This window comes from Streptococcus sp. HMSC062B01 (assembly GCF_001811085.1).
GTDB classification, from domain to species: domain Bacteria; phylum Bacillota; class Bacilli; order Lactobacillales; family Streptococcaceae; genus Streptococcus; species Streptococcus gordonii.
The window spans coordinates 91512-112836 of the sequence record NZ_KZ672806.1 but is presented as its reverse complement, the minus strand read 5'-3'; the positions used below and the strand labels follow the sequence as shown (position 1 = coordinate 112836).

Annotated in this window: 21 protein-coding genes, 1 tRNA gene and 1 other RNA gene; 18 read left to right on the top strand and 5 right to left on the bottom strand. The window is 39.0% G+C overall.

The window, feature by feature from the left end:
* The first annotated feature begins 105 nt into the window (after positions 1-105).
* Together HMPREF2780_RS09355 and HMPREF2780_RS09350 are read left to right on the top strand one after the other, a co-directional pair.
* Positions 106-741 carry a TetR/AcrR family transcriptional regulator gene (locus HMPREF2780_RS09355; RefSeq protein WP_046165477.1) on the top strand — a complete coding sequence of 212 codons (636 nt, stop codon included), beginning with the start codon at positions 106-108 and terminating at the stop codon, positions 739-741.
* Positions 742-1073: 332 nt separating this feature from the next.
* Positions 1074-1802 carry a TraX family protein gene (locus tag HMPREF2780_RS09350; RefSeq protein WP_061595912.1) on the top strand — a complete coding sequence of 243 codons (729 nt, stop codon included), beginning with the start codon at positions 1074-1076 and terminating at the stop codon, positions 1800-1802.
* A gap of 280 nt (positions 1803-2082) precedes the next feature.
* Here HMPREF2780_RS09350 and HMPREF2780_RS09345 read toward each other — a convergent pair whose 3' ends face one another.
* The 3 genes from HMPREF2780_RS09345 to HMPREF2780_RS09335 all read right to left on the bottom strand — a co-directional run bounded on the left by HMPREF2780_RS09345 (position 2083) and on the right by HMPREF2780_RS09335 (position 6388).
* A complete protein-coding gene (locus tag HMPREF2780_RS09345) occupies positions 2083-3609 on the bottom strand; it encodes an ATP-binding cassette domain-containing protein (protein ID WP_061595911.1) in 1527 nt (508 codons plus the stop codon).
* A gap of 382 nt (positions 3610-3991) precedes the next feature.
* Positions 3992-4960 (bottom strand): NAD(P)/FAD-dependent oxidoreductase, encoded by a 969-nt coding sequence (locus tag HMPREF2780_RS09340; RefSeq protein WP_061595910.1) that lies wholly within the window; start codon positions 4958-4960, stop codon positions 3992-3994.
* A gap of 111 nt (positions 4961-5071) precedes the next feature.
* Positions 5072-6388 carry an FAD-containing oxidoreductase gene (locus tag HMPREF2780_RS09335; protein ID WP_061595909.1) on the bottom strand — a complete coding sequence of 439 codons (1317 nt, stop codon included), beginning with the start codon at positions 6386-6388 and terminating at the stop codon, positions 5072-5074.
* A 192-nt stretch (positions 6389-6580) separates the two neighbouring features.
* Here HMPREF2780_RS09335 and HMPREF2780_RS09330 point away from each other — a divergent pair, with 192 nt between their 5' ends.
* The 6 genes from HMPREF2780_RS09330 to rpsU all read left to right on the top strand — a co-directional run bounded on the left by HMPREF2780_RS09330 (position 6581) and on the right by rpsU (position 10808).
* The gene (locus tag HMPREF2780_RS09330) at positions 6581-6934 is read left to right on the top strand and encodes a DUF1304 domain-containing protein (RefSeq protein WP_061598807.1); all 354 of its coding nucleotides are present in this window, start codon (positions 6581-6583) and stop codon (positions 6932-6934) included.
* 108 nt (positions 6935-7042) lie between these two features.
* Positions 7043-7420 carry a BlaI/MecI/CopY family transcriptional regulator gene (locus HMPREF2780_RS09325; protein ID WP_008809223.1) on the top strand — a complete coding sequence of 126 codons (378 nt, stop codon included), beginning with the start codon at positions 7043-7045 and terminating at the stop codon, positions 7418-7420.
* A 14-nt stretch (positions 7421-7434) separates the two neighbouring features.
* On the top strand, positions 7435-8874 hold the full coding sequence (locus HMPREF2780_RS09320) for a M56 family metallopeptidase (protein ID WP_008809222.1): 1440 nt from the start codon (positions 7435-7437) through the stop codon (positions 8872-8874).
* Positions 8875-9079: 205 nt separating this feature from the next.
* Positions 9080-9811 carry a polyphosphate polymerase domain-containing protein gene (locus HMPREF2780_RS09315; protein ID WP_008809221.1) on the top strand — a complete coding sequence of 244 codons (732 nt, stop codon included), beginning with the start codon at positions 9080-9082 and terminating at the stop codon, positions 9809-9811.
* 10 nt (positions 9812-9821) lie between these two features.
* On the top strand, positions 9822-10505 hold the full coding sequence (locus tag HMPREF2780_RS09310) for a DUF4956 domain-containing protein (protein WP_008809220.1): 684 nt from the start codon (positions 9822-9824) through the stop codon (positions 10503-10505).
* 126 nt (positions 10506-10631) lie between these two features.
* Positions 10632-10808, top strand: a complete 177-nt coding sequence (rpsU, locus tag HMPREF2780_RS09305) for a 30S ribosomal protein S21 (protein ID WP_000048054.1) — start codon at positions 10632-10634, stop codon at positions 10806-10808.
* A 108-nt stretch (positions 10809-10916) separates the two neighbouring features.
* On the opposite strand, the gene mscL is transcribed toward rpsU, so the two are convergent.
* Positions 10917-11297, bottom strand: coding sequence for a large conductance mechanosensitive channel protein MscL (gene mscL, locus HMPREF2780_RS09300; protein ID WP_008809218.1), 381 nt, complete (start codon positions 11295-11297; stop codon positions 10917-10919).
* Between the two features lie 205 nt (positions 11298-11502).
* On the opposite strand from mscL, the gene dnaG reads away from it, so the two are divergent.
* The 8 genes from dnaG (at position 11503) to HMPREF2780_RS09260 (ending at position 17637) form a co-directional block, all read left to right on the top strand.
* On the top strand, positions 11503-13284 hold the full coding sequence (gene dnaG, locus HMPREF2780_RS09295) for a DNA primase (RefSeq protein ID WP_020992610.1): 1782 nt from the start codon (positions 11503-11505) through the stop codon (positions 13282-13284).
* 2 nt (positions 13285-13286) lie between these two features.
* Positions 13287-14399, top strand: a complete 1113-nt coding sequence (rpoD, locus tag HMPREF2780_RS09290; protein ID WP_008809216.1) for an RNA polymerase sigma factor RpoD — start codon at positions 13287-13289, stop codon at positions 14397-14399.
* Positions 14400-14451: 52 nt separating this feature from the next.
* The gene (locus tag HMPREF2780_RS09285) at positions 14452-14790 is read left to right on the top strand and encodes a metal-sulfur cluster assembly factor (RefSeq protein ID WP_008809215.1); all 339 of its coding nucleotides are present in this window, start codon (positions 14452-14454) and stop codon (positions 14788-14790) included.
* A gap of 113 nt (positions 14791-14903) precedes the next feature.
* Positions 14904-15251: a transfer-messenger RNA gene (gene ssrA, locus HMPREF2780_RS09280) on the top strand.
* A gap of 8 nt (positions 15252-15259) precedes the next feature.
* Positions 15260-15347: transfer RNA gene (locus HMPREF2780_RS09275), tRNA-Ser, on the top strand.
* A gap of 216 nt (positions 15348-15563) precedes the next feature.
* A complete protein-coding gene (locus HMPREF2780_RS09270; protein ID WP_008809214.1) occupies positions 15564-15944 on the top strand; it encodes a CidA/LrgA family protein in 381 nt (126 codons plus the stop codon).
* Entirely contained in the window at positions 15937-16635 is a 699-nt protein-coding gene (locus HMPREF2780_RS09265; protein WP_008809213.1) for an LrgB family protein, read from the top strand. Before HMPREF2780_RS09270 ends, HMPREF2780_RS09265 begins: the two co-directional genes overlap by 8 nt.
* Positions 16636-17067: 432 nt before the next feature.
* Positions 17068-17637, top strand: a complete 570-nt coding sequence (locus HMPREF2780_RS09260; RefSeq protein WP_008809212.1) for a TlpA family protein disulfide reductase — start codon at positions 17068-17070, stop codon at positions 17635-17637.
* 150 nt (positions 17638-17787) lie between these two features.
* Here the strand turns inward: HMPREF2780_RS09260 and mnmE are convergent, their stop codons facing one another.
* Complete coding sequence (mnmE, locus tag HMPREF2780_RS09255) at positions 17788-19161, bottom strand: tRNA uridine-5-carboxymethylaminomethyl(34) synthesis GTPase MnmE (RefSeq protein WP_008809211.1); 1374 nt, start codon at positions 19159-19161, stop codon at positions 17788-17790.
* Between the two features lie 232 nt (positions 19162-19393).
* Between mnmE and rpiA the strand changes: the two genes are divergently transcribed.
* Both rpiA and HMPREF2780_RS09245 read left to right on the top strand, forming a co-directional pair.
* Positions 19394-20071 (top strand): ribose-5-phosphate isomerase RpiA, encoded by a 678-nt coding sequence (gene rpiA / locus HMPREF2780_RS09250; protein ID WP_008809210.1) that lies wholly within the window; start codon positions 19394-19396, stop codon positions 20069-20071.
* Positions 20072-20083: 12 nt separating this feature from the next.
* Positions 20084-21295, top strand: a complete 1212-nt coding sequence (locus HMPREF2780_RS09245) for a phosphopentomutase (RefSeq protein WP_008809209.1) — start codon at positions 20084-20086, stop codon at positions 21293-21295.
* Positions 21296-21325: the final 30 nt, after the last annotated feature.

The window sequence follows — 21325 nt, the reverse complement described above, 5'->3', positions numbered from 1 at the left end:
TACTCATTTTTTAAAAAATAAAATAGCATATTATTGCTATTCATGGCATTTAAAAGAATTTTTACTGGAAGTGTGATATCATAAGAGAAAGATTGCTTAGAAGGGATGAAAGTATTGTCGAAGAAACTAGTTCGAAAACCTGTTCAAAAAAGAAGTTTAGATAAATTAAACACGATTTTAGCTGTTTCGAAAGAATTATTTGCAAAAAAGAATTATTTTAATGTTACCACAAATGAAATTGCAAAAGAAGCGGGGATTTCAATAGGGACACTATATTCTTATTTTTCAAATAAAGAAGAGATTTTATCTTTAATATTAAAAGACTACAATGAATCGTTTATTGTAATCTTTAACCAACTGAATACTAGTGAAAATTTGGAGCTATTCAGTAGTGATTACAAAGGCTGGATTGAAGAATTAATTGATAATTTAATTAGTTTAGAAGATAAAGAGTTTCACGCGCAAATTGAGATGCTTTCTTATTCCATTCCTGAGGTTAAGGAAATACAGGATCAGCACAATGATAAAATGAAAGAACTCACTTATCAATGTTTGAAACATTATGTAGGTAATAAAGAAATAACAAATCTAAAATCTATTTCTAATATCCTATTTAATTTTATCACCTCTATTGTAGATGAAATTTTGTATTCCTCGCATTCAGACGAAGAGATAACTGTTTTAAGGAAGACCTCGTTAGATTGCATAGCTCTAATCTTAGAAAACTTACTTTATAGTTAAAACGATAAAAGAGGCTGGGACAAAAGTCTAACCTTAAATATAAAAAGCGAACAAAACGGAGTTATCTGACACTCAGAAGTCTGTCTTGTTCACTTTTTTGTCTAATCTATCGATTTTAAAAATTTATAATAAAGAATTCCTAAAATCAAAATCTTTTTGTCCCAGCCTCGTTCAGTCTTATTTGTCAAGAAAAATCAGAAGTATTCATCGATGAGGTAAAAAGGTGAAATTCCAACTTACAAAATTGTAAGAAAAATGAGAGAAATGTAAGCTAAAGAAATGGAAAAAAGAACCTCTTTCTTGTATCATAGGAAAGGAAAAAGGAGGATCCTATGAAAAAAATAATTGACAATAGCAGTTTGAAACTGCTTGCTATGCTTGCCATGCTGATTGACCATATCGCCTGGGTATCTTTTCCACTGGCTACCAATATGAATATTCTCTCTCCTAACTGGCCGGCCAATAGTATGCACATAATAGGCCGCCTGGCTTTTCCAGTCTTTGCCTTTTGTATCGCGGAAGGATATCGGCACAGTCATGATGTGAGCAAGTATATGAGACGATTGGGGCTGCTGGCTCTTATCAGTATCATCCCTTTCTCTCTGATGGGCTGGGTTACTGGTCTTGGCTTTATCATGCAAAATACGGTTGTTACTCTCTTTTTGGGGCTCTGTGCTCTTTATTACAGTGATCAGCAAACAGCAACCTGGAGAAAAGTTCTAATTATTCTACTCTGTTTTACTCTGTCCATTATCGCTGACGGCGGACTGACGGGAGGAGTTTTTGGTATCTATGCCTTTGCAAAGATTAAAGACCCAATCTTCCGAAAAATTGGCGGTGTCTTGGTACTGAACAGTGTGCAAATCCTAATTTTGGTCTTCAATTTCTCCTATGATGGTCTGGCTGATCTGGCTGCCACCTGTCTTCTGTTTCTCCTCGTGACCTCTTTCTACAACGGTCAAAAAGGGGCCAATATTGGAAAAGTATTTTACTGGTTTTACCCCCTTCATTTGCTCGCCCTGTCTCTGTTTCGAATTGCCTTTCTCTTATTTCTAATGTAGTTAATGAATGTGTTAAAAGTTGCAGTAGAAATACCTGTTAAGTTAATTTTTCTTTTGGTAAGTCTCAATAATAGAGTAAAAGAGTCTGGGACAATAGTCTCTTTGCTACAAAAAAGAGTTTGAGACAAAAAAATTTCAATTTTTAAAAATCTTAATTATTAAGCCCTTCTAATCTATAATTAAATGCGAAAAGCGAACAAAGCAGAATTCTGATTACCAGAAAACTAGTTTTGTTTGCTTTTTATATTTGAGGTCGGACTTTTGTCCCAGCCTCTTTTGCTTATAGTTCAACTTCTTCCAATCCCTCCTCCGTCAGTCTATAAATCTTCTGGCAGACTTCTTTGAGGAAGATACGATCGTGGGAGACAGCGATAATGGCGCCAGGATAGGTCGCCAAAAGCTGGCGAACCTGAGGCTGAGAGGTGGGAGAGAAGTTGCGGGTTGGCTCGTCCAGAAGGAGGACATTGGGACGGTCTAAGACTAGTTTGAGCAGAAGGAGCTTGGCTTTTTGGCCACCAGAAAGCTGCCCAATCGGGTGGCGAGCCTCGTCGCGCGTGAACTGGAGACTAGCTAGATGAGTCAGGATTTTCTCCTCCTGAGCCTTGTCGCCAGAGGGAGCCAGAAAGTCCAAGGGACTGCTTCCATCAGTTAGCAAGTCGCCATAATGCTGGGGCATGTAGCCTACTAGCATATCTGTCCGCTCACGCAGGATCTTCCATATTTCCTTAAGCAGAGTAGATTTGCCTGCACCATTAGCACCAATCAGTCCGATTTTTTCCTGACCGCAGACCTCCAGAGTCAGGTTCTCCGCCAGTTGTCGTTCGTTTGTTTCCAGTTTCATTCCTTCTAATTTCAGGATTCTTTTGGTCAATGGCAGAGCTTCTATATCTGAGAAGTGAAGACTGATGGCATCTTCCTGTGTTGGGATTTCAGTCATTTCAGCGCCTGCCTTTTCAAATCGTTTGCCCTGCGAGAGAATATTTTTCATCTTCTTAGCCACCAGTCGACCTGCAGTAGCGTCATGGGTGTTTCGTAAAGTATGCTCCACACTCTGCTTAACCCGTCGGTGTTTTTCCATGGTCTTGGCGTGTTCTTCCCGCTCTTTCCGTGCCAGTTGTCCTTGTTTCTCAAAAGCCTCCTGACGCTGCTGGCGGTAATTTTCATAGTCCAGACTCTTGACGCTGGTTCTGGCCTCCTGTTTCTTTTTGATTCGCTCCAGATGAACAATCTTAGTTGCGGCTTGAGCGAGAAAGTGCTCGTCGTGAGAGACGAAAAGGACCGTTCTCTGGCTGTGGCTGATAAAGTTTTCCAGCCAAGTTAGAGTTTCGAGATCAAGGTCATTAGAGGGCTCGTCAAGAAAGAGAATGTCCCAATCACTGGCTAGTTTCTTGATGAGCTGGACTTTAAGCTTTTCTCCTCCAGATAGGCTAGAGAGCTGCTGCTGACTGGCAAAACGCTGGCTGTCAAAGTTGAGCTCCCCAGCATAGCGGTAGAGCTTGGCATAGTCCAGCTCGGTCTCAAAATCAGCAAAGAAATAATCATTGAGCGTCAGTTGGGCATCTTCTGAAGGCAACTGCTGGGGCAGGTAGACAGCAGCAGTATAGGACTTATCAATTTGTCCGCTGTAGCTGACATAGGAGCTGACCAGTCGCTCGTCTAGCAAGAGCTTGAGCAGGGTGGACTTGCCATTGCCCTCCTCACCGATAATAGCGACCTTGTCTCCTTGATTAACAGTCAGTGACAAATCTTTGACTAACTCCTTCAGGTCTTTTAGGTGGGTGATGGTTAGATTTCTTATTTGAAGCATAGATGTCTCCTTCGTTTTTTAACACAAAATACAGCCCTGCTTTATTTAGCAGAGCTGTTTTTAATTGCACAAAGCAGACACAGGAGTGTCCAAGTAGGATTATTCGTTCATAGGCTTCCAGCTTATACTGTCATAGGAGCGACAGGATTAATCTAAAGATAAGCAAATAGAAGCTAGAAAGCACAAAAAATGAACATCCCGCGGATATGCAGAAACATGACAAAATCTACTAAATAAAGTTTCCTTTAAAAAATAGACTTAATTTTTCATGTCTCCGTGTACCTCCGAAATATACTTGACTACAGTTTAGCAGAAGGAACTAAGAAAGTCAATAGAAAACAAGGCTGAGACAGTATATCCCAACCTCGATTGCGTTTTTATATTATAAGCTTGTTGAATGTTTGGGTTGGACTTTTTGCTCAGGATAGATATGGTTAATAGCATTGTTGATAGCAGTAGGTGCCTCACCCAGTCCAGTCGCAATTAAGTCGATCTTACCTTCGTAGCTGCAGCAGTCCCCAGCTGCATAGATACCTGGTACGGAGGTTTCTTGCTTGCTATTGACCAAAATCTTGTGACGGTTGAGCTCTAGGCCCCAATCTTTGAGATTGCCGACAGAGGATTTAAAACCGTAATTGACAAAGAGATGATCTAGAGGTAAAAGCTGACTTTCCTCTCCCTTGACTTGGCTGATTTCCAAGTGGGTAATCTTGCCATTTTCACCGACCAATCGACTAGGTACAAATGGTGTCTTAATCTTAACACTAGAAGCCTTGAGTTCTTCCACACTATGCTCCAAAGCTCGGAAGTTATCCCGACGGTGAACCAGGCTGGTTTCTGCGATTTTTTCAAAAGCTAGCGCCCAGTCAACAGCTGAGTCGCCACCGCCTAGAACAACAACCTTTTTGCCAGCGTACTGGCTGATATTTGACACATGATAGTGGAGGTTGCTGTAGCTCTCAGCATCATCTAGCTCCAAAGCTCTCGGTTTGAAAGCACCACCTCCCATGGCGATGATAATTGTTTTGGTCTGATGTTGGTTTTTAGAAGTTGTAATAGTGAATCCTTCTTCACCTTTGACGATATCCAGCACTGTTTCATTGAGGCAGATTTCAGTCTGGAAAGTTTCCAGCTGCTCAATCAGACGATGAGTCAACTCTTCTCCGGTTAGATTGGTAAAGCCTGGCACATCCAGAATCTTCTTCTCTGGATAGAGAATGGCTGGCTGACCACCCAGCTGAGGCAGGGAATCAATGATTTTAACCTTGGCTTGGCGCAGATGAGCGTAAAAAGCTGCGAATAGGCCAACTGGACCGCCACCGACAATCGTAATATCATACAGTTCAGACATAATTTTCCTCAATCTTTTTAAAATAAACTAGCATTATTGTACCACAAAAAGGAGGAGAAATGTAAGTGAATATGTTTACCTAATATTAAAAGCCCCAGCTGGGGCTTCAAATTAGATAGCAAATAAATCATTGAGGTTTTCAGCCAGCGTTGGGTGGGTGAAGATTTGCTTGCTAAAGTAAGTGTAAGGAATTTTATTATCCATGGCTACAGTCAGGATATTGATAATTTCCTGAGCTCCAGCTGAGAAGATAGTCGCTCCAACGATTTCCTTGGTTTCAGTGTTGACAACAGCCTTGAAAGCACCGCGCAAGTCAGCATTGACATGTCCGCGGGGCATTGCTGCGACTGGAATCTCCTTAACTGCAATCGGAAGTCCTTGTTCTTGCGCTTCCTTTTCAGTCAATCCGATTTGAGCCAAAGGCGGTGTGATAAACATGCTGGTAGGGACATTTTTACGGTCTTCCAGTGTGTAGCTGCCGTCGCCAGCCAGATAGCTATAAAGGATACGGAAATCATCCAGTGAGATATAAGTGAACTGCAGACCGCCATTGACGTCGCCCACTGCAAAAACGCCGGGTACAGATGTCTCCAAATGCTTATCGACCTTAATAGCTCCGCGTTCTGTCAGCTCAATGTCAGTATTTTCCAGATGAAGCGGTTCAACATTTGGCTTGCGACCAGTAGCATAGAGCAGGGCGTCAAAGTGAAATTCTCCATCTTCTGTCACAACGACAACTTCATCGCCGTCATTTTTAACTTGTGTGGTACGAACATTTTGTAAGAGCTGGATTCCGTCTTCTTTCATGTATTGCTTAGCCAGAGCAGCGATAGAAGGCTCTACTCGAGGGAGAAAGACAGGGGCAGCATCCAGAACAGTTACTTGACTGCCTAATTTATTGTATAGTCCAGCAAATTCTAGGCCAATGTTACCACCACCTAGAACTCCCAAGCGTTTAGGAAGTTCTTTCAGGTTTTGGATACCTGTTGAATCATAAACATTTTTAGTTTCAGTCAATCCAGGAATTGGTAGGACATTGGAAACAGCACCAGTATTGATGACAATGGTTTCAGCTGTCAGTTCCTTTTTCTCATCTCCAGCTACAATCTCGATGACTTTATTGGAAAGGAAATGAGCTTCCCCATCGATGATGTCGACACCAGCACCGCTAACTCCGGCATAGTTTTTACTATTAAGGCGACTAGTTACAGCATTCTTTTCAGCCATGACTTGGTCAAAAGTTAAGCCTTTTTCAGCTGCGACTAAGAGAGTTTTGGTTGGGATGCAGGCGATATTGATACAGGTCCCCCCATACATAGCCTTGCTTCGCTCAATCAAGGCAACTTTTTTTCCTTGGGTTGCCATTTTAGCTGCCAAAGTTTTACCAGCCTTACCAAAGCCGATAACAATCAAATCATAAGTTAACATAATTTACCTCCATTTTCCAAAAAAATTTTACCACATCTATTCAGAAAATGCTGGTTTTTGCTACGCCTATTTTATTTATGTTTTTTATTTGACCTTTAAAAGTGATATGTATACGTTTTGAGCAAGATTTGCCTTTCATGTTGATTTCTATGTTATACTGATTAAATTAGATTTTAAAAGAAGGAGGACAAGATGTCTATTTTTACAGTTGCTTTGGCAATTTTAGTTTCTTTAGAATTTTTTTATATCATGTATTTGGAGACCTTTGCAACAGCTTCAAAATCAACAGCCCGAGTCTTTAACATGACTCAGGAGGAGCTTGAGAGAGAATCAGTTAATACTCTTTTTAAAAACCAAGGAGTCTATAATGGTTTGATTGCTGTCTTAGTTTTACTAGCTGCTTTTACCCAAGATTCTTTTTGGATGGCTATCTTTATGATTTACATTATCTTAGTGGCGGCCTATGGAGCATTGACTAGTGATCCTAAAATCTTGCTTAAGCAGGGAGGATTGGCTATACTAACCTTATTAAGTATATTTTTCTAAAAAAGTGGGGAATATTTATTTCTCACTCTTTTTTTCATAATGATTGACTTTTTAATTAGACAAGTGTAGAATAAAGGTAAGAATAGAATATAGAAAGACGGGAAGACTATGAAAACATCCATTAAACGTTTGCCTGACGGAGAATTTACTATTTTAAAAGTAATTTGGCAATTGCCAAACCCAACAACATCTGCCCAAATTATGGAAAAACTGGGCGAAGATAACCATTGGAAACCCCAGACCCTGTTAACTGTCTTGGCTCGTTTAACGGAAAAAGGCTTTTTAGAAAGTGTCCGTAAGGGACGTGAAAGACAGTATACGGCCATTATCTCAGAGGATGAATACTTAGAAGTAGAAACTTCAGATTTTCTGAAGCGTTATAGTGGTCATTCCATGGGTGGCCTTGTTAAAACTCTCTTTTCATCTAATTCATTGTCAGACAATGAATTAGACGAGTTGAGGAGTTTACTTGATCAGAATAAATAAGTGGAGTTATCACCATGAAGCAATTCCTTTTATCTTTTTTGTTAACTAGCGTTTCTACCTCGATTTTAGTAATCTTGCTTAGTTTACTTTTTGCGCTTTTTAAGACGAGAGTCTCAGCCAGAGCAAAATATGTCATTTGGTTTTTGGTTTTGCTTAGTTTTCTCTTCCCATTCCGCCCTCAGTTTGGTTCAGGTTTGATTCGGATGAATGCAGGATCGACTATCAATACAGTGGCTACACAGCTTTCTTCTGGAACTGCGCAAGTGCCTTCTCAAGTTTCTGAAAAAACGATTCAGCCCAATCTATGGCAAGCTTTTCTAAATTTGCCTTGGTTCGAGATTCTTATTGCTATATGGTTGCTAGGGTTTGTCTTTAGCATTGCACGATATGCTTATTCCTACATTCTTTTTAGAAAGATGCTGAAACGCTGGGGGACCCCTGTTGAGGATGAAGGGACTTTGGCTCAATTACAAAAGATTCAAGAAGAAATGGGAGTAAAAAACAAGGTTCGTTTGCTTCACTATCCTATGTCACAAAGCCCTATGTTGATTGGTTTCAGAGATATATTGATTGTATTACCAGAATCAGACTACACCGAAGAGGAGCTACAACTGGTTTTCAGGCATGAACTGACGCACTACAAACACCATGATGTCTTGGTTAATCTTTTGGCAATCCTTGTTAAAAGCCTTCATTGGTTTAATCCAATAGTCCGTCTAGCCTGTCGTGAAACCCAAGAAGTAGGAGAAATGTATTGTGATTATGACGTCTTAAATGATCAGGATATGCACTACCGGACTTTTTATGGAGAGACCATTTTAACCATGATTGATCGCAGTAAAAAGACGCCGATTGCTCTGACGACCTGCTTTTACTCTGAAAAATTTAATCTAAAGAGAAGGATTATCAGCATTATGGATAGCCGTCTACCTAAGAAGTTATGGTCTACTGTTTTCGTAGTAGCCGTTTCAGTTCTCTTGCTTTTGACTAGCTCGGTCTTTGCTATTGAAACTTCTGCAATTAATGTTCAACAAACACAGAAAGTAACCAGTCAAAAAGTATCCAAAGAATATAGTCAAGATCAGGCTTTGGCTGTTGCCTTGAAAGATTCAGGTCTTGGCCAAAAAGATATTAAAGATTTAAAAATTGTTCGAGATAAAGACAATTACCAAATCTATTTTTCTCACGGTCAAACTGCCCATGAGGTTCTAATCAATGCAAAGAATGGAAAAGTTTTAAAATCTAAACAACATACTGTTGTCGAAAAGACTGTGACAGTTGAGAAAGAAGTCCCAAGTTCTAATCATACTTCAACAGATACTAATCAGCCAGCTGTGACGACGCCTAGTAGTAGTTCGAGTGTCACAACAGTTCCATCTCCAAGTAAGAGTCAGACGTCATCTTCTCGAGATGATGACGATAAAGACGACGATGATGATAAGGATGACGATTAAAATTAACTCTACCTATTTGGGTTTGATAAGAACCTTGATGGGTAGAGTTTTATATTTTTTGAAAAATCTCTTGACAAACTAAATCTACAAGTGTAGAATATAACCATAAACGACAAATGTAGAAATAAAATTTTTAAAATTTGAGCAGCCGCTCTCTTTCTTTTAAATCATTAAACTACATTTGTAGAACAAAAGGAGAATCCCCATGAAACAAAAGAAGATTCAAACAAACTTTCAGCGTATCGAGACTAAGTATATCTTAGACCGGGCCACATTAGAGCGTTTAGAGGCTGAGATGGCGCCTTATTTTATTGCTGATGACTATGCAAGATCCACTATAACAAATATCTATTTTGATAATGATGATTTTCAGATGATTCAAGATTCAATTGCTCGCAAAGGTGGGCGTGAAAAGTTACGTATGAGAACTTATGCAGAGCAACCTACAGATGATTGCCAAGTTTTCTTAGAAATTAAGAAAAAGTCTGAAGAAGTAGGATTTAAGTATCGCCTAGTCTCTAATCCAGTTTCTGTTGTAAATTTCATTGAAAATGGATTAGCTGATGCGACTATTTCTGATGATCGAGTGAAGGCAGAAGTAGAAGCATTACAAGAACGCTATCTAGATTTAAAACCCAAAATGGTGATTAGCTATGATCGTTATTCTATGAAAGGATTAGAGGATAAGAAGGTGCGTGTGACCGTTGATTCAAATATTCGATATAGAGATTATGATGTTGAGTTGACTTCTGGACGCTATGGCTGGCCTTTGCTAGAAGATGGAAAAGTCATTATGGAAATTAAGGTCCCTGGTCAATATCCTCAATGGATGGCTGACATTCTCAATAAATTTGGTCTTATAGATCAATCCTTCTCAAAATATGGCAAAGCATATCTACAGACAAGAGAAAGATTAAGCCACACAGTCAAGTCTTAAGGAGATCTCAATGCTCAATCAGTTATTTAATAGTATTTATTCCTCGGCTGAAGTGAAAATTAATCCCTTAGCTCTGATTTTTTCAATGATCACAAGCTTGATTTTAGGGATTGTTTTAGCAAAGGTATATAAACGTCAAACGATTTATACAAAAGAATTTGTGATTACTTTGTCTCTGTTACCTGCTATTATTTCTATTATCATTTTCTTAGTTAATGGGAATTTAGGTACCAGTGTTGCAGTAGCAGGAACTTTCAGTTTGATTCGCTTTCGATCTGCTGCAGGAGGATCAAAAGAGCTCTTGGCAGTCTTTATGGCAACAGCCATCGGAATTACAACAGGGATGGGATTTGTTGCTTTAGCTGTCGTTTTTACCCTATCAATTTCCTTTGTTTGGTTGATTTTTGAAAAAATGAATTTTACTTCTGTTAGCCAGACAAGACGATATGTGGAAATGAAGGTTCCAGCTAATTTTGATTATGAATTGCTCTTTGAAGCTATTTTTTCAGCTAACTGTAAAAGTGTTGAAATGACATCAATTGAAGCAGCTGAAAAGCAATTGATCAAGTTGGAATACGTCATTGATTTATTACCGGAGATAAGTGATAGTAAGCTCATGCAGCAGTTTCTAGTCTATGATAAGGTTTTGTCAATGACTATTTCCAAAGCTGCTAAAAAGAAAAAAACATTGTAAAGTGAATTTTAGAGTAATTTTTTAAAATCTCAAAAGAACAGACACATAGTATTCAATAAAAACTTGACATGAATTCCCTAATATGATATCATTAACTAGATTCTGAACTTGAAGGGAGTGAAAAACATGTCAAAAACAGTAGTACGTAAGAACGAATCTCTTGATGACGCTCTTCGCCGTTTCAAACGCGCTGTTACTAAAGCTGGTACTCTTCAAGAAACACGCAAACGTGAATTCTATGAAAAGCCTTCTGTAAAACGTAAACGTAAATCAGAAGCAGCTCGTAAGCGCAAGAAATTCTAATTGAAATAAAAAACAGCCCTTAGGCTGTTTTTTTGTTAAAGAGCTATTGCGTTATTGTAGGAATGCAATAAAAAAACCTGAACATATACTTTCAGGTTTTTCGTTATATTATTTTTTTTCAAGCAAAGCTTTGATTTCTTGAAGTACTTCAAGTTCAGTTGGAGCTGGTTCTTCTTCGACAACTTCTTCTTGTTTTTTACCGAAGCTTTGAGCTTTTTCAGCAGCCTTAACAATGAAGAAAAGAACTGTTCCGATAACAAGGAAGTTAATAACCGCACTTAGGAAGTTACCATAGGCAATACCGTTCCAAGATAATTCAGCAATTTTATCTACACCAGCAGCGCTCAAGGCTGGGTTTAAAATAAGTGGTGTGATAATGTCATTTACTATTGAAGTAACAATTGCACCAAAAGCAGCACCAATGATAACAGCAACAGCTAGGTCAACTACGTTGCCACGAAGTAAAAAGCTTTTTAACTCTTTTAACATAGAAATATCTCCTTTTTTTAATCAGTCTCTATTATAATGAAAATAACAACCTTTTGCAAGTGGTTGGTTTTATAGGATTGTTAAATTTTCATGTCTATCTTTTAAAGTATATTTATTTGTAAATCTGTAGCTGATATTTTACTTTTTTGTTAATTTATTATAAAATATAACATAGTATTCTATGGTAAATTGGAGGTATTGTCGGGTGATTGATAAAGAAATCATTTCTGATATTAAAAACAGCGTCAATATCGTCGAAGTCATAGGAGAAGTTGTTGCTCTGACTAAGGCTGGACGCAACTTTCTTGGACTATGTCCATTTCATGGAGAAAAGACACCTTCCTTTAATGTCGTTGAAGATAAGCAGTTTTACCACTGTTTTGGTTGCGGCAAGTCGGGAGATGTTTTTAAGTTTATCGAAGAATATCGTGGCGTTTCATTTATGGAAGCTGTCCAAATAATTGCTGAACGATCGGGTATTCAACTTGCAGTTGATAAAAATGATCTATCCCAACCAAAAAGACAACACCCGCATCAAGCTCTCTATGATATTCATACTGAGGCTGCAAAATTTTATCACGCTGTCTTGATGACGACCAAGATGGGAGAAAAAGCCAGATCTTATCTTTACAAACGTGGATTGACTGATGAGATCATTAAGCATTTTCAGATTGGTTTAGCCCCTAGTGAGGGCAACTATCTTTATCAGAGTATGGTTGGAAAATTTGATGAAGCAACCATTATGAATTCGGGTCTGTTTAATCTAGCAGAAAGTAATCTAGTTTATGATGCTTTTCAAAATCGTATCATGTTTCCTTTGGCCAATGATAATGGCCAAGTAGTAGCATTTTCCGGAAGGATTTGGAAAGAATCTCCTCAGACTGATGGTCATCAAGCTAAGTATAAAAATAGTCGCAGCACAGCTATTTTCAATAAGAGTTACGAACTCTATCATTTGGACAAGGCAAAACCAACCATAAAGAAAAGTCATGAAGTCTATCTGATGGAAGGTTTCATGGATGTCATTGCTGCTTACCGGGCAGGAATAGAAAATGCAGTTGCATCAATGGGGACGGCCTTGACACATGAACATGTTCAGCATCTTAGCAAGTATTGTAAAAAGGTCATCTTATCTTACGATGGTGATAAGGCTGGACAGGCAGCAACTGTTAAAGCTTTGGATGAATTAAAAGACTTGGCTGTTGAGATTGTCTCTATTCCAGATCAGATGGATCCAGATGAATTTGTTCAAAAAAATTCTCCTGAAGAACTACAACATTTGCTAACCAAAACTCGGATAAGTGATGTGGAGTTTCTAATTCGCTATCTGAAACCGGAAAATACAGAGAATTTGCAAGCTCAGATTGAATTTGTTGAGAAAATGGCTCCGATCATTGCTCAGACCTCATCAATTACGGCGCAAAATTCTTATATTTATATGCTGGCAGAACTTCTACCAGACTTCGATTACCAGCAAGTTGAGCAGGCTGTTAACAATAGTCGCTTGAGTAATCGAAAGAGTCAGCAAGAACAGGTTTATCAACAGCCTCATTTTCAGACAAATCTTCCGCTTTCTAAGCAAGTGTCTCGTTTAGTAAAAGCTGAGAATCACCTTCTTAATCGAATGATTGAATATCCTATTGTTTTGAATGATTACCGTTTGAGAGAGGATTTTCAGTTTGCAACACCTGAATTACAGATTCTATACCAGATACTTTGCGAAAATGGTGAAGTGACATCACAAGATTTGTCCGAGCAATCAGATGGGGTCCAGCAAGCCTGGTATCGTATTTTAGAAGAAGATTTACCTAGCGAAATTGCGGATAATGAATTGGCAGAAGTAGAGTCTATCAGAGATAAAGAATTGCTCCGTAAGGAAAATCAAATAATTGGGAAAAAAGTCCGAGAAGCATCTCATAATGGTGATGTTGATACGGCTATTGAAGAACTGGAGCGCTTGATCGCTCAGAAAAGAAGAATGGAGTAGGAATGGCTACAAAACAAAAAGAAGTAACAACATTTGACGTACAAGTTGCAGAATTTATTCGAAACCATAAAAAAACTGGTACGGCAATTGATGATGAAATTAATGATAAATTGATTATTCCTTTTACCTTAGATGCAGATGGTATCGAAGATCTATTGCAACGTATCCAAGATGCAGGGATCTCTATCACAGATAAAGAAGGGAATCCAAGTGCACGTGTTTTACACAACGAAGAGGAAGAAGCAGAGCTGACTGATGAAGAACTTTTAGGTAGCAATTCAGCTAAAGTCAACGATCCTGTTCGTATGTACTTGAAAGAAATTGGAGTCGTTCCACTTTTGACAAACGAAGAAGAGCAAGAATTGGCAATCTTGGTAGAGCAGGGGGATACTGAGGCTAAGCAACGTTTGGCTGAAGCCAACCTTCGCTTGGTAGTTTCTATTGCAAAGCGTTATGTTGGACGTGGCATGCAGTTCCTTGACTTGATCCAAGAAGGAAATATGGGCTTGATGAAGGCTGTTGACAAGTTTGACTATACCAAAGGATTTAAGTTTTCAACATATGCAACTTGGTGGATCCGTCAGGCCATTACTCGTGCGATCGCTGACCAAGCTAGAACAATCCGAATTCCAGTTCACATGGTAGAAACGATTAACAAGCTAGTTCGTGAGCAACGTAATCTCTTGCAAGAATTAGGTCAAGATCCAACACCTGAGCAGATTGCTGAGCGTATGGATATGACACCAGATAAGGTTCGTGAGATTCTTAAGATTGCTCAGGAGCCAGTTTCGCTGGAAACACCTATCGGTGAGGAAGATGATAGCCATCTGGGTGACTTTATCGAAGACGAAGTAATTGAAAATCCAGTTGATTATACAACTCGTGTTGTTCTTCGTGAGCAGCTGGATGAAGTTTTAGACACCCTTACAGATCGTGAAGAAAATGTTCTTCGTCTGCGTTTTGGTTTGGATGATGGGAAAATGCGGACCTTGGAAGATGTTGGTAAAGTCTTCAATGTGACCCGTGAACGCATCCGCCAAATCGAAGCTAAAGCCCTACGTAAACTACGCCACCCAAGTCGTAGCAAGCCACTCCGTGATTTCATTGAAGATTAAAAAATGATGAAATGTTGATTCTACAGATATGAACTAAATAGGAGATGATAGGATGGCAGAGCAAAAATATACAGCAGAAGAAATTGATGACATTAAAAACCGCATTCTTGAAAGTTTGGAACAAGTAATCGACCCTGAGTTGGGGATTGATATTGTCAATTTGGGATTGATCTATGAAATTCGTTTCAACGAAGAAAATGGTGAGACAGAAATCGACATGACTCTAACAACTATGGGATGTCCTTTGGCTGATCTACTGACAGATCAAATCCACGATGCCCTTGAAGAAATTCCAGAAGTAACTAAGGTTGAAGTTAAACTAGTTTGGTATCCCGCTTGGACTGTTGAAAAAATGAGCCGTTACGCAAGAATTGCACTTGGAATCAAATAATAAATAATCTCGAATCTAACTGGGTTCGAGATTTTTTACTAAAGTAAATCATAAATATCTGATCTGAAAAATTGCAATTTTGCTGAAATATGATATAATAATTCTATTGTCTTGGGGTCGTTACGGATTCGACAGGCATTATGTGGCACATTTTGCGACTCATCTTGCGGATGTAAAACGCCAGTTAAATATAACTGCAAAAAATAATACTTCTTACGCTTTAGCTGCCTAAAAAACAGCGGGCGTGACCCGATTCGGATTGCTTGTGTCTGATGACAGGTCTTATTTTAGCAAGCTACGGTAGAATCTTGTCTAGGGATTTTACAAGAGATTGATAGACTCGCTTGATTTGGGCTTGAGTTATGTGTCAAAATCAAGTTAAAACAATACATAGCCTATGGTTGTAGACAAATGTGTTGGCAGATGTTTGGACGTGGGTTCGACTCCCACCGGCTCCATATTTAAAAATGGAAGATTACTCAAGAGGCTTAAGAGGCTGTGTTGGAAACGCAGTAGGCGTGTAAAAGCGTGCGTGGGTTCGAATCCCATGTCTTCCGTAATATTTATAAGGCGCCCATTGGCGTTTTTTTGTTGGCTTAAAAGGATTGGAATTTTTTGCTGATTTGGTGGCTAAATCTAAAATTGGACTCCTGTTTAGACTTTCTCATATGCATAAGAAAGATGGATTCGTTTCCATCTTTTTATTTTTGTAAAATATATTGAAATTTTTCTGAAAAGTAGTAGACTGTTACTTAGAAAAGTGAGGGGACTTCATGAAATTATACGTACAATTGATGATTATCTTTTCGATTTCGTTACTTGGAGAGGGGATTTCAACTATTTTTCACTTACCGATTCCAGGTAGCATCATCGGATTAATTTTGTTATTTTTAGCTTTAGAATTCAAATGGCTACGGCTACGTCATGTAAATATGGTTGGAAATTTTTTACTGGCGAATATGACTATTCTTTTTTTGCCGGCTGCAGTTGGTATTATGGATAAATTTCATATTATAGCACCTTATCTCTTGCCTATCATTTTGATTGTTGTTTTGGCAATTGTACTGAACGTTGTAGTCATCGCCTATACAGTGCAGTTTATTAAGAGACGTTATGAAGGTGATTATGAAGAAAGGGGAGCAAGACATGACTAGTGTAGTTACTAATCCTCTGTTTGGCTTGGCTTTGTCTATCTTAGCCTATCTTATTGGAATGTTGATTTTTAGACGTTTTCCACATCCTTTGACAACGCCTCTACTTTTGGCAACAATTTTAGTGATTCTCTTTTTATCTTGGACTGGGATTTCTTACAAGGATTATTATATCGGAGGATCATACTTGAATAATCTGATTGTACCTTCGACAGTTGCTTTAGGGATTCCGCTTTACAAGACTTTCCATTTAATGAAACACCACGCTAGAAGTATCTTATTAGGTATCTTTTTATCAGTTTTGGTAAATACAAGTTTTACAGCACTTGTAGCAAAATTTTTTGGAATGGACTTTTTCTTAGCTATTTCTTTGTTTCCAAAGTCAGTAACCACTGCAATGGCAGTTGGTATTGTGGATAAGATGCAGGGGATTACAACAATTACTTTGGTAGTTGTTGTAGCTACTGGGATTTTGACGAGTGTAATGGGTCCTAGTATTTTAAAACTTCTTAAAATTGAAGATCCGGTTGCTATTGGCTTAGCACTTGGGGGGACAGGGCATGCAGTAGGAACAGGAGCGGCCTTTAAATATGGCCAAGTTGAGGGAGCTATGGCTGGTTTGGCCATTGGAGTGACAGGTTTAATGTATGTTTTTGTCAGTCCTTTAATTGCTGGGCTTATTTTAGGAAAATAAGAGGGATAACCTCTTTTTTTTGATAAATTCTTATCTTGTTGAAATGTCGTTTTAAGTTGTTATAAAGTGAAATACTTTTAAGAAGTTGGATAGGAAGATGGAAGTCAGTTTTAGATATAAATAGAGAAGAATGGGAATGGTACTCAATATCTTTAGACTAGCCAAGTTATAAGCGAGAAAACTCTGATAAATCAAGCATTTTAATGGATGAATTAGTTCAAACAATGATGTTATGGATTGTAAAATGCTCTAGTATATCTTTTAAGTTAAAGTTGTTGATGTAGTAAAGTGAAACTGATATAATAAATTTACAACTGACACGTTAGACAAAAGTATTTTCAATAGTTTAGAACAATATTTTTTGAGCGTTTATAGACTGCAATCTCTTATATTTATTAAATATTTTGAGATGGATTATTATGAGGTGAGAAAATGTTAAAAGATAAATGGTGGTTGCCCTTTCTGACTGTAGGAGTCATTGTTGCGGCAGTTTTTGCTATGCTTTATTTTTCTGGAACTAAAAAGAACGATAAAGCTTCTACACAGACAAGTGGAAGTGCAGCTGTAGAACATGTATTGACAGGTCAGCAATTGCCAGAGTTTGAAATGGAAGATCAGCTAGGGGCTTTAAAGAAGAGTTCAGAGTTTTATGATAAGCCTATGCTGGTAGTAGAGTGGGCTAGCTGGTGTCCTTATTGTCAGCGACAGCTACCAGAAATTCAAAAAGTATACGAAAAGTATAAAAATAAAATAAATTTTGTCATGTTGGATATGCTTGATTTTCATAAGGAAACAAAGGAACAAGCGGATCAGTATGTCAGTGAGAAAGGCTATACCTTCCCGTATTACTATGATGCAGGTGAGAAAGCAGCGGATATCCTCCATGTTCAATCAATTCCTGGAATTTACCTAGTCGATAAGAATCAAAAAGTAAGAAAAGTGATATTAAACTTTCATGACGAAGCAGCGCTCGAAAAAGAGCTAGAAGAGATTTTAAAATAAAGAACTAAATGGAGAGCTTATAATAGACTCTCTAAGTAGCTTTCGATAAATAATAAAAGGTATGAATCTTTGTAGGACACAAGAATCATACCTTTTATTTTATTATAGATAGGTGTTGTTAAAATAGAGTTTAATGCCTATATAGAAATCTTATTTACCCAAGCAGAATTGGCTGAAGAGTTGGGTTATGAGTTCGTCTGGTGCGGCGTCACCAGTGATTTCACCGAGGATTTCCCAAGTACGGGTCATATCAACTTGGAGAAGGTCTACCGGCATACCCATTTCCAATCCTTGGTTGACGGCTTGAAGGCTTTCCAGAGCTTTTTCAATCAAGGAGATATGGCGTGCGTTAGACAGGTAGGTGGCGTCTTGTTCGACGATACCAGCATTTTCAAAGAAGAGTTGATTGATGCGTTCTTCAATTTTGTCGATATTTTGGTTGTGAAGGACAGAAATCTTGATAGCATCTGCTGGCAGCTGGTCCAGCTCAATCTTTTCTTCGAGGTCAGTCTTGTTAAGTAAGACGATACGATTGCTATCTTGGCTGATTTCAAGCAATTGTTTGTCCTGATCTGTCAAAGGCTCGCTGGCATTGAGAACTAAGAGGACCAAGTCGGCTTCCTGCAGAGCTTTTTTAGAGCGCTCAACTCCAATTTGTTCTACAAGGTCATCGGTTTCCCGAATTCCTGCTGTATCAATAAGCTTGAGCGGTACTCCCTTGATATTGACATACTCCTCAATCACATCCCGAGTCGTACCCTCGATATCAGTCACAATGGCCTTGTCCTCGCGCAGGAGATTGTTGAGCAGACTGGACTTGCCAACATTAGGTCTGCCGATGATAGCAGTGGAAATGCCTTCGCGTAAAATCTTACCTCGTCTTGCAGTATTGAGAAGATTGCTTAGCAGAGCCTCGAACTCAGCTGTTTTCTCTCGCATCAATTGGGTCGTCATCTCTTCCACATCGTCGTACTCCGGATAGTCAATGTTGACCTCGACCTGAGCCAAAGTGTTGAGAATTTCCTGACGAGTATTGTTGATAAGATTGGAGAGAGACCCATCCAGCTGCTTGACAGCATTGTTCATGGCTTTATCGGTCTTGGCGCGGATGATATCCATAACTGCCTCAGCCTGAGTCAGGTCCACTCGACCATTCAAAAAGGCCCGCTTGGTAAACTCACCAGGCTCTGCCATTCTAGCTCCTTCTCGGATAACTAGTTGCAGGATTTCATTAGTAACCGCAATTCCCCCGTGAGTGTTTATTTCAATGATGTCCTCGCGCGTGAATGTCTTGGGAGAGCGCATAGCACCAACCATGACCTCGTCCAAAATTTCCTGATTTTGAGGGTCGACGATATGACCGTAGTTGAGTGTGTGACTTTCCACTTTGCTTAGATCCTTGCCTTTGAAGATTTTTTGGGCAATAGCAAAGCTGTCAGTCCCGCTTAGTCTGACAATACCGATAGCCCCTTCGCCAAGAGGAGTAGAAATCGCAGCGATTGTATCAAATTCTCTGGTAATCATACAGTATTTTTCCTTGTGTTTTAAAATCAATTACCCTAATTGTAACGCAAAAACGAAAGGGGAGCAAGATTTTGATTTAACTATGGCAATTTTCAAAAAATTATTAGAAATTAGGAAAATGCTTTCATGTTCTATGAAATAGTGCTATACTATAAATAGATTGATTCTTTTGGCTAGGCAAAGAACCTTTTTTTTACGGTTTAAATGTCTGAAAAATACAAAGGAGGTCAAAATGGAGAATCTAAAGAAGATGGCAGGGATTAAGGCTGCTGAGTTCGTGACAGATGGTATGGTAGTTGGACTTGGAACGGGTTCGACCGCTTATTATTTTGTCGAAGAGATTGGCCGTCGGATCAAAGAAGAAGGACTGCAGATTATCGCAGTAACAACTTCAAGTGTAACCAGCCAGCAAGCAGAAGGTTTGGGAATTCCACTCAAATCCATTGATGAAGTCGATTTAGTTGATGTGACAGTTGATGGGGCAGATGAGGTTGATCCAAACTTTAATGGTATTAAAGGCGGTGGGGGCGCTCTCCTTATGGAGAAGGTCGTTGCAACACCGACAAAATGCTACATTTGGGTAGTTGATGAGAGTAAATTGGTTGAGAAGCTAGGAGCTTTTAAGCTTCCGGTCGAAGTTGTCCAGTATGGTGCAGAGCAAGTTTTCCGTCGCTTTGAACGTGCAGGTTACAAACCAGCTTTTCGTCAGAAAGATGGTCAACGCTTTGTTACAGATATGAAGAATTTTATCATTGACCTAGATTTGGGTGTGATTGAAAATCCTATTGAATTTGCCCGTGAATTAGACCACATTGTTGGTGTAGTTGAGCACGGTCTCTTTAACCAAATGGTAGATAAGGTTATTGTAGCAGGAAAAGCTGGTGTTCAAGTTTTAGAAGCCAATAAATAAAAGGAGGATCTTATGGCAAAATTTAATCGTATTCACTTAGTAGTTATGGACTCAGTTGGTATTGGTGCCGCACCCGATGCTAACAACTTTGTTAATGCTGGAGTGCCAGACGGTGCTTCAGATACTCTGGGACATATTTCCAAAACAGTTGGACTTACCGTCCCTAATATGGCTAAGATCGGTTTAGGAAATATCGAACGTCCTGTTCCTTTGAAGACAGTTCCTCAGGAAGCAAATCCAAGTGGCTATTATACTAAACTTGAGGAAGTATCACTCGGAAAAGACACGATGACTGGCCACTGGGAAATCATGGGACTAAATATTACTGAACCATTTGATACTTTCTGGAATGGTTTCCCAGAAGAAATCTTGACTCAGATTGAAGAATTTTCTGGTCGTAAAGTTATTCGTGAGGCTAATAAGCCTTATTCAGGAACAGCGGTTATTGATGATTTTGGTCCTCGTCAGATGGAAACAGGTGAGCTAATTATCTATACCTCTGCTGATCCAGTATTGCAGATTGCTGCTCATGAAGAAGTGATTCCATTGGAAGAACTCTATCGCATTTGTGAATATGCTCGTTCTATTACTTTAGATAGACCTGCTCTCTTGGGACGTATCATTGCCCGTCCATATGTGGGTGAACCAGGAAACTTCACTCGTACTGCTAACCGCCATGACTATGCGGTATCACCATTCGAGCCAACTGTACTTGATAAGCTTAACGAAGCGGGAATTGCTACTTACTCTGTTGGTAAGATCAACGACATCTTCAACGGAGCTGGAATCAACCATGATATGGGCCACAATCAATCTAATAATCATGGGGTAGATAATCTTGTTGAAGCATTGAAGGACGAAAACTTTAAAGAAGGTTTCTCATTTACTAACTTGGTAGACTTTGATGCTCTTTATGGTCACCGTCGTAATCCACATGGTTATCGCGACTGCTTGGAAGAGTTTGATGCTCGTATTCCTGAAATCATTGAAAATATGTGTGAAGATGACTTGCTCATGATTACTGCTGACCATGGTAATGATCCTACCTACGCTGGTACTGACCATACTCGTGAATATATCCCTCTCTTAATTTTTGGAAAATCTTTAAGCGGTCACGGTCATATTCCTGTCGGACACTTTGCGGATATCTCAGCTACTGTTGCTGAGAACTTTGGAGTGGACAAGGCAATGATTGGTGAAAGCTTCTTAGATAAATTGGTGTAAGAAGACAGGACTAAGCTAATCAAAATAGCA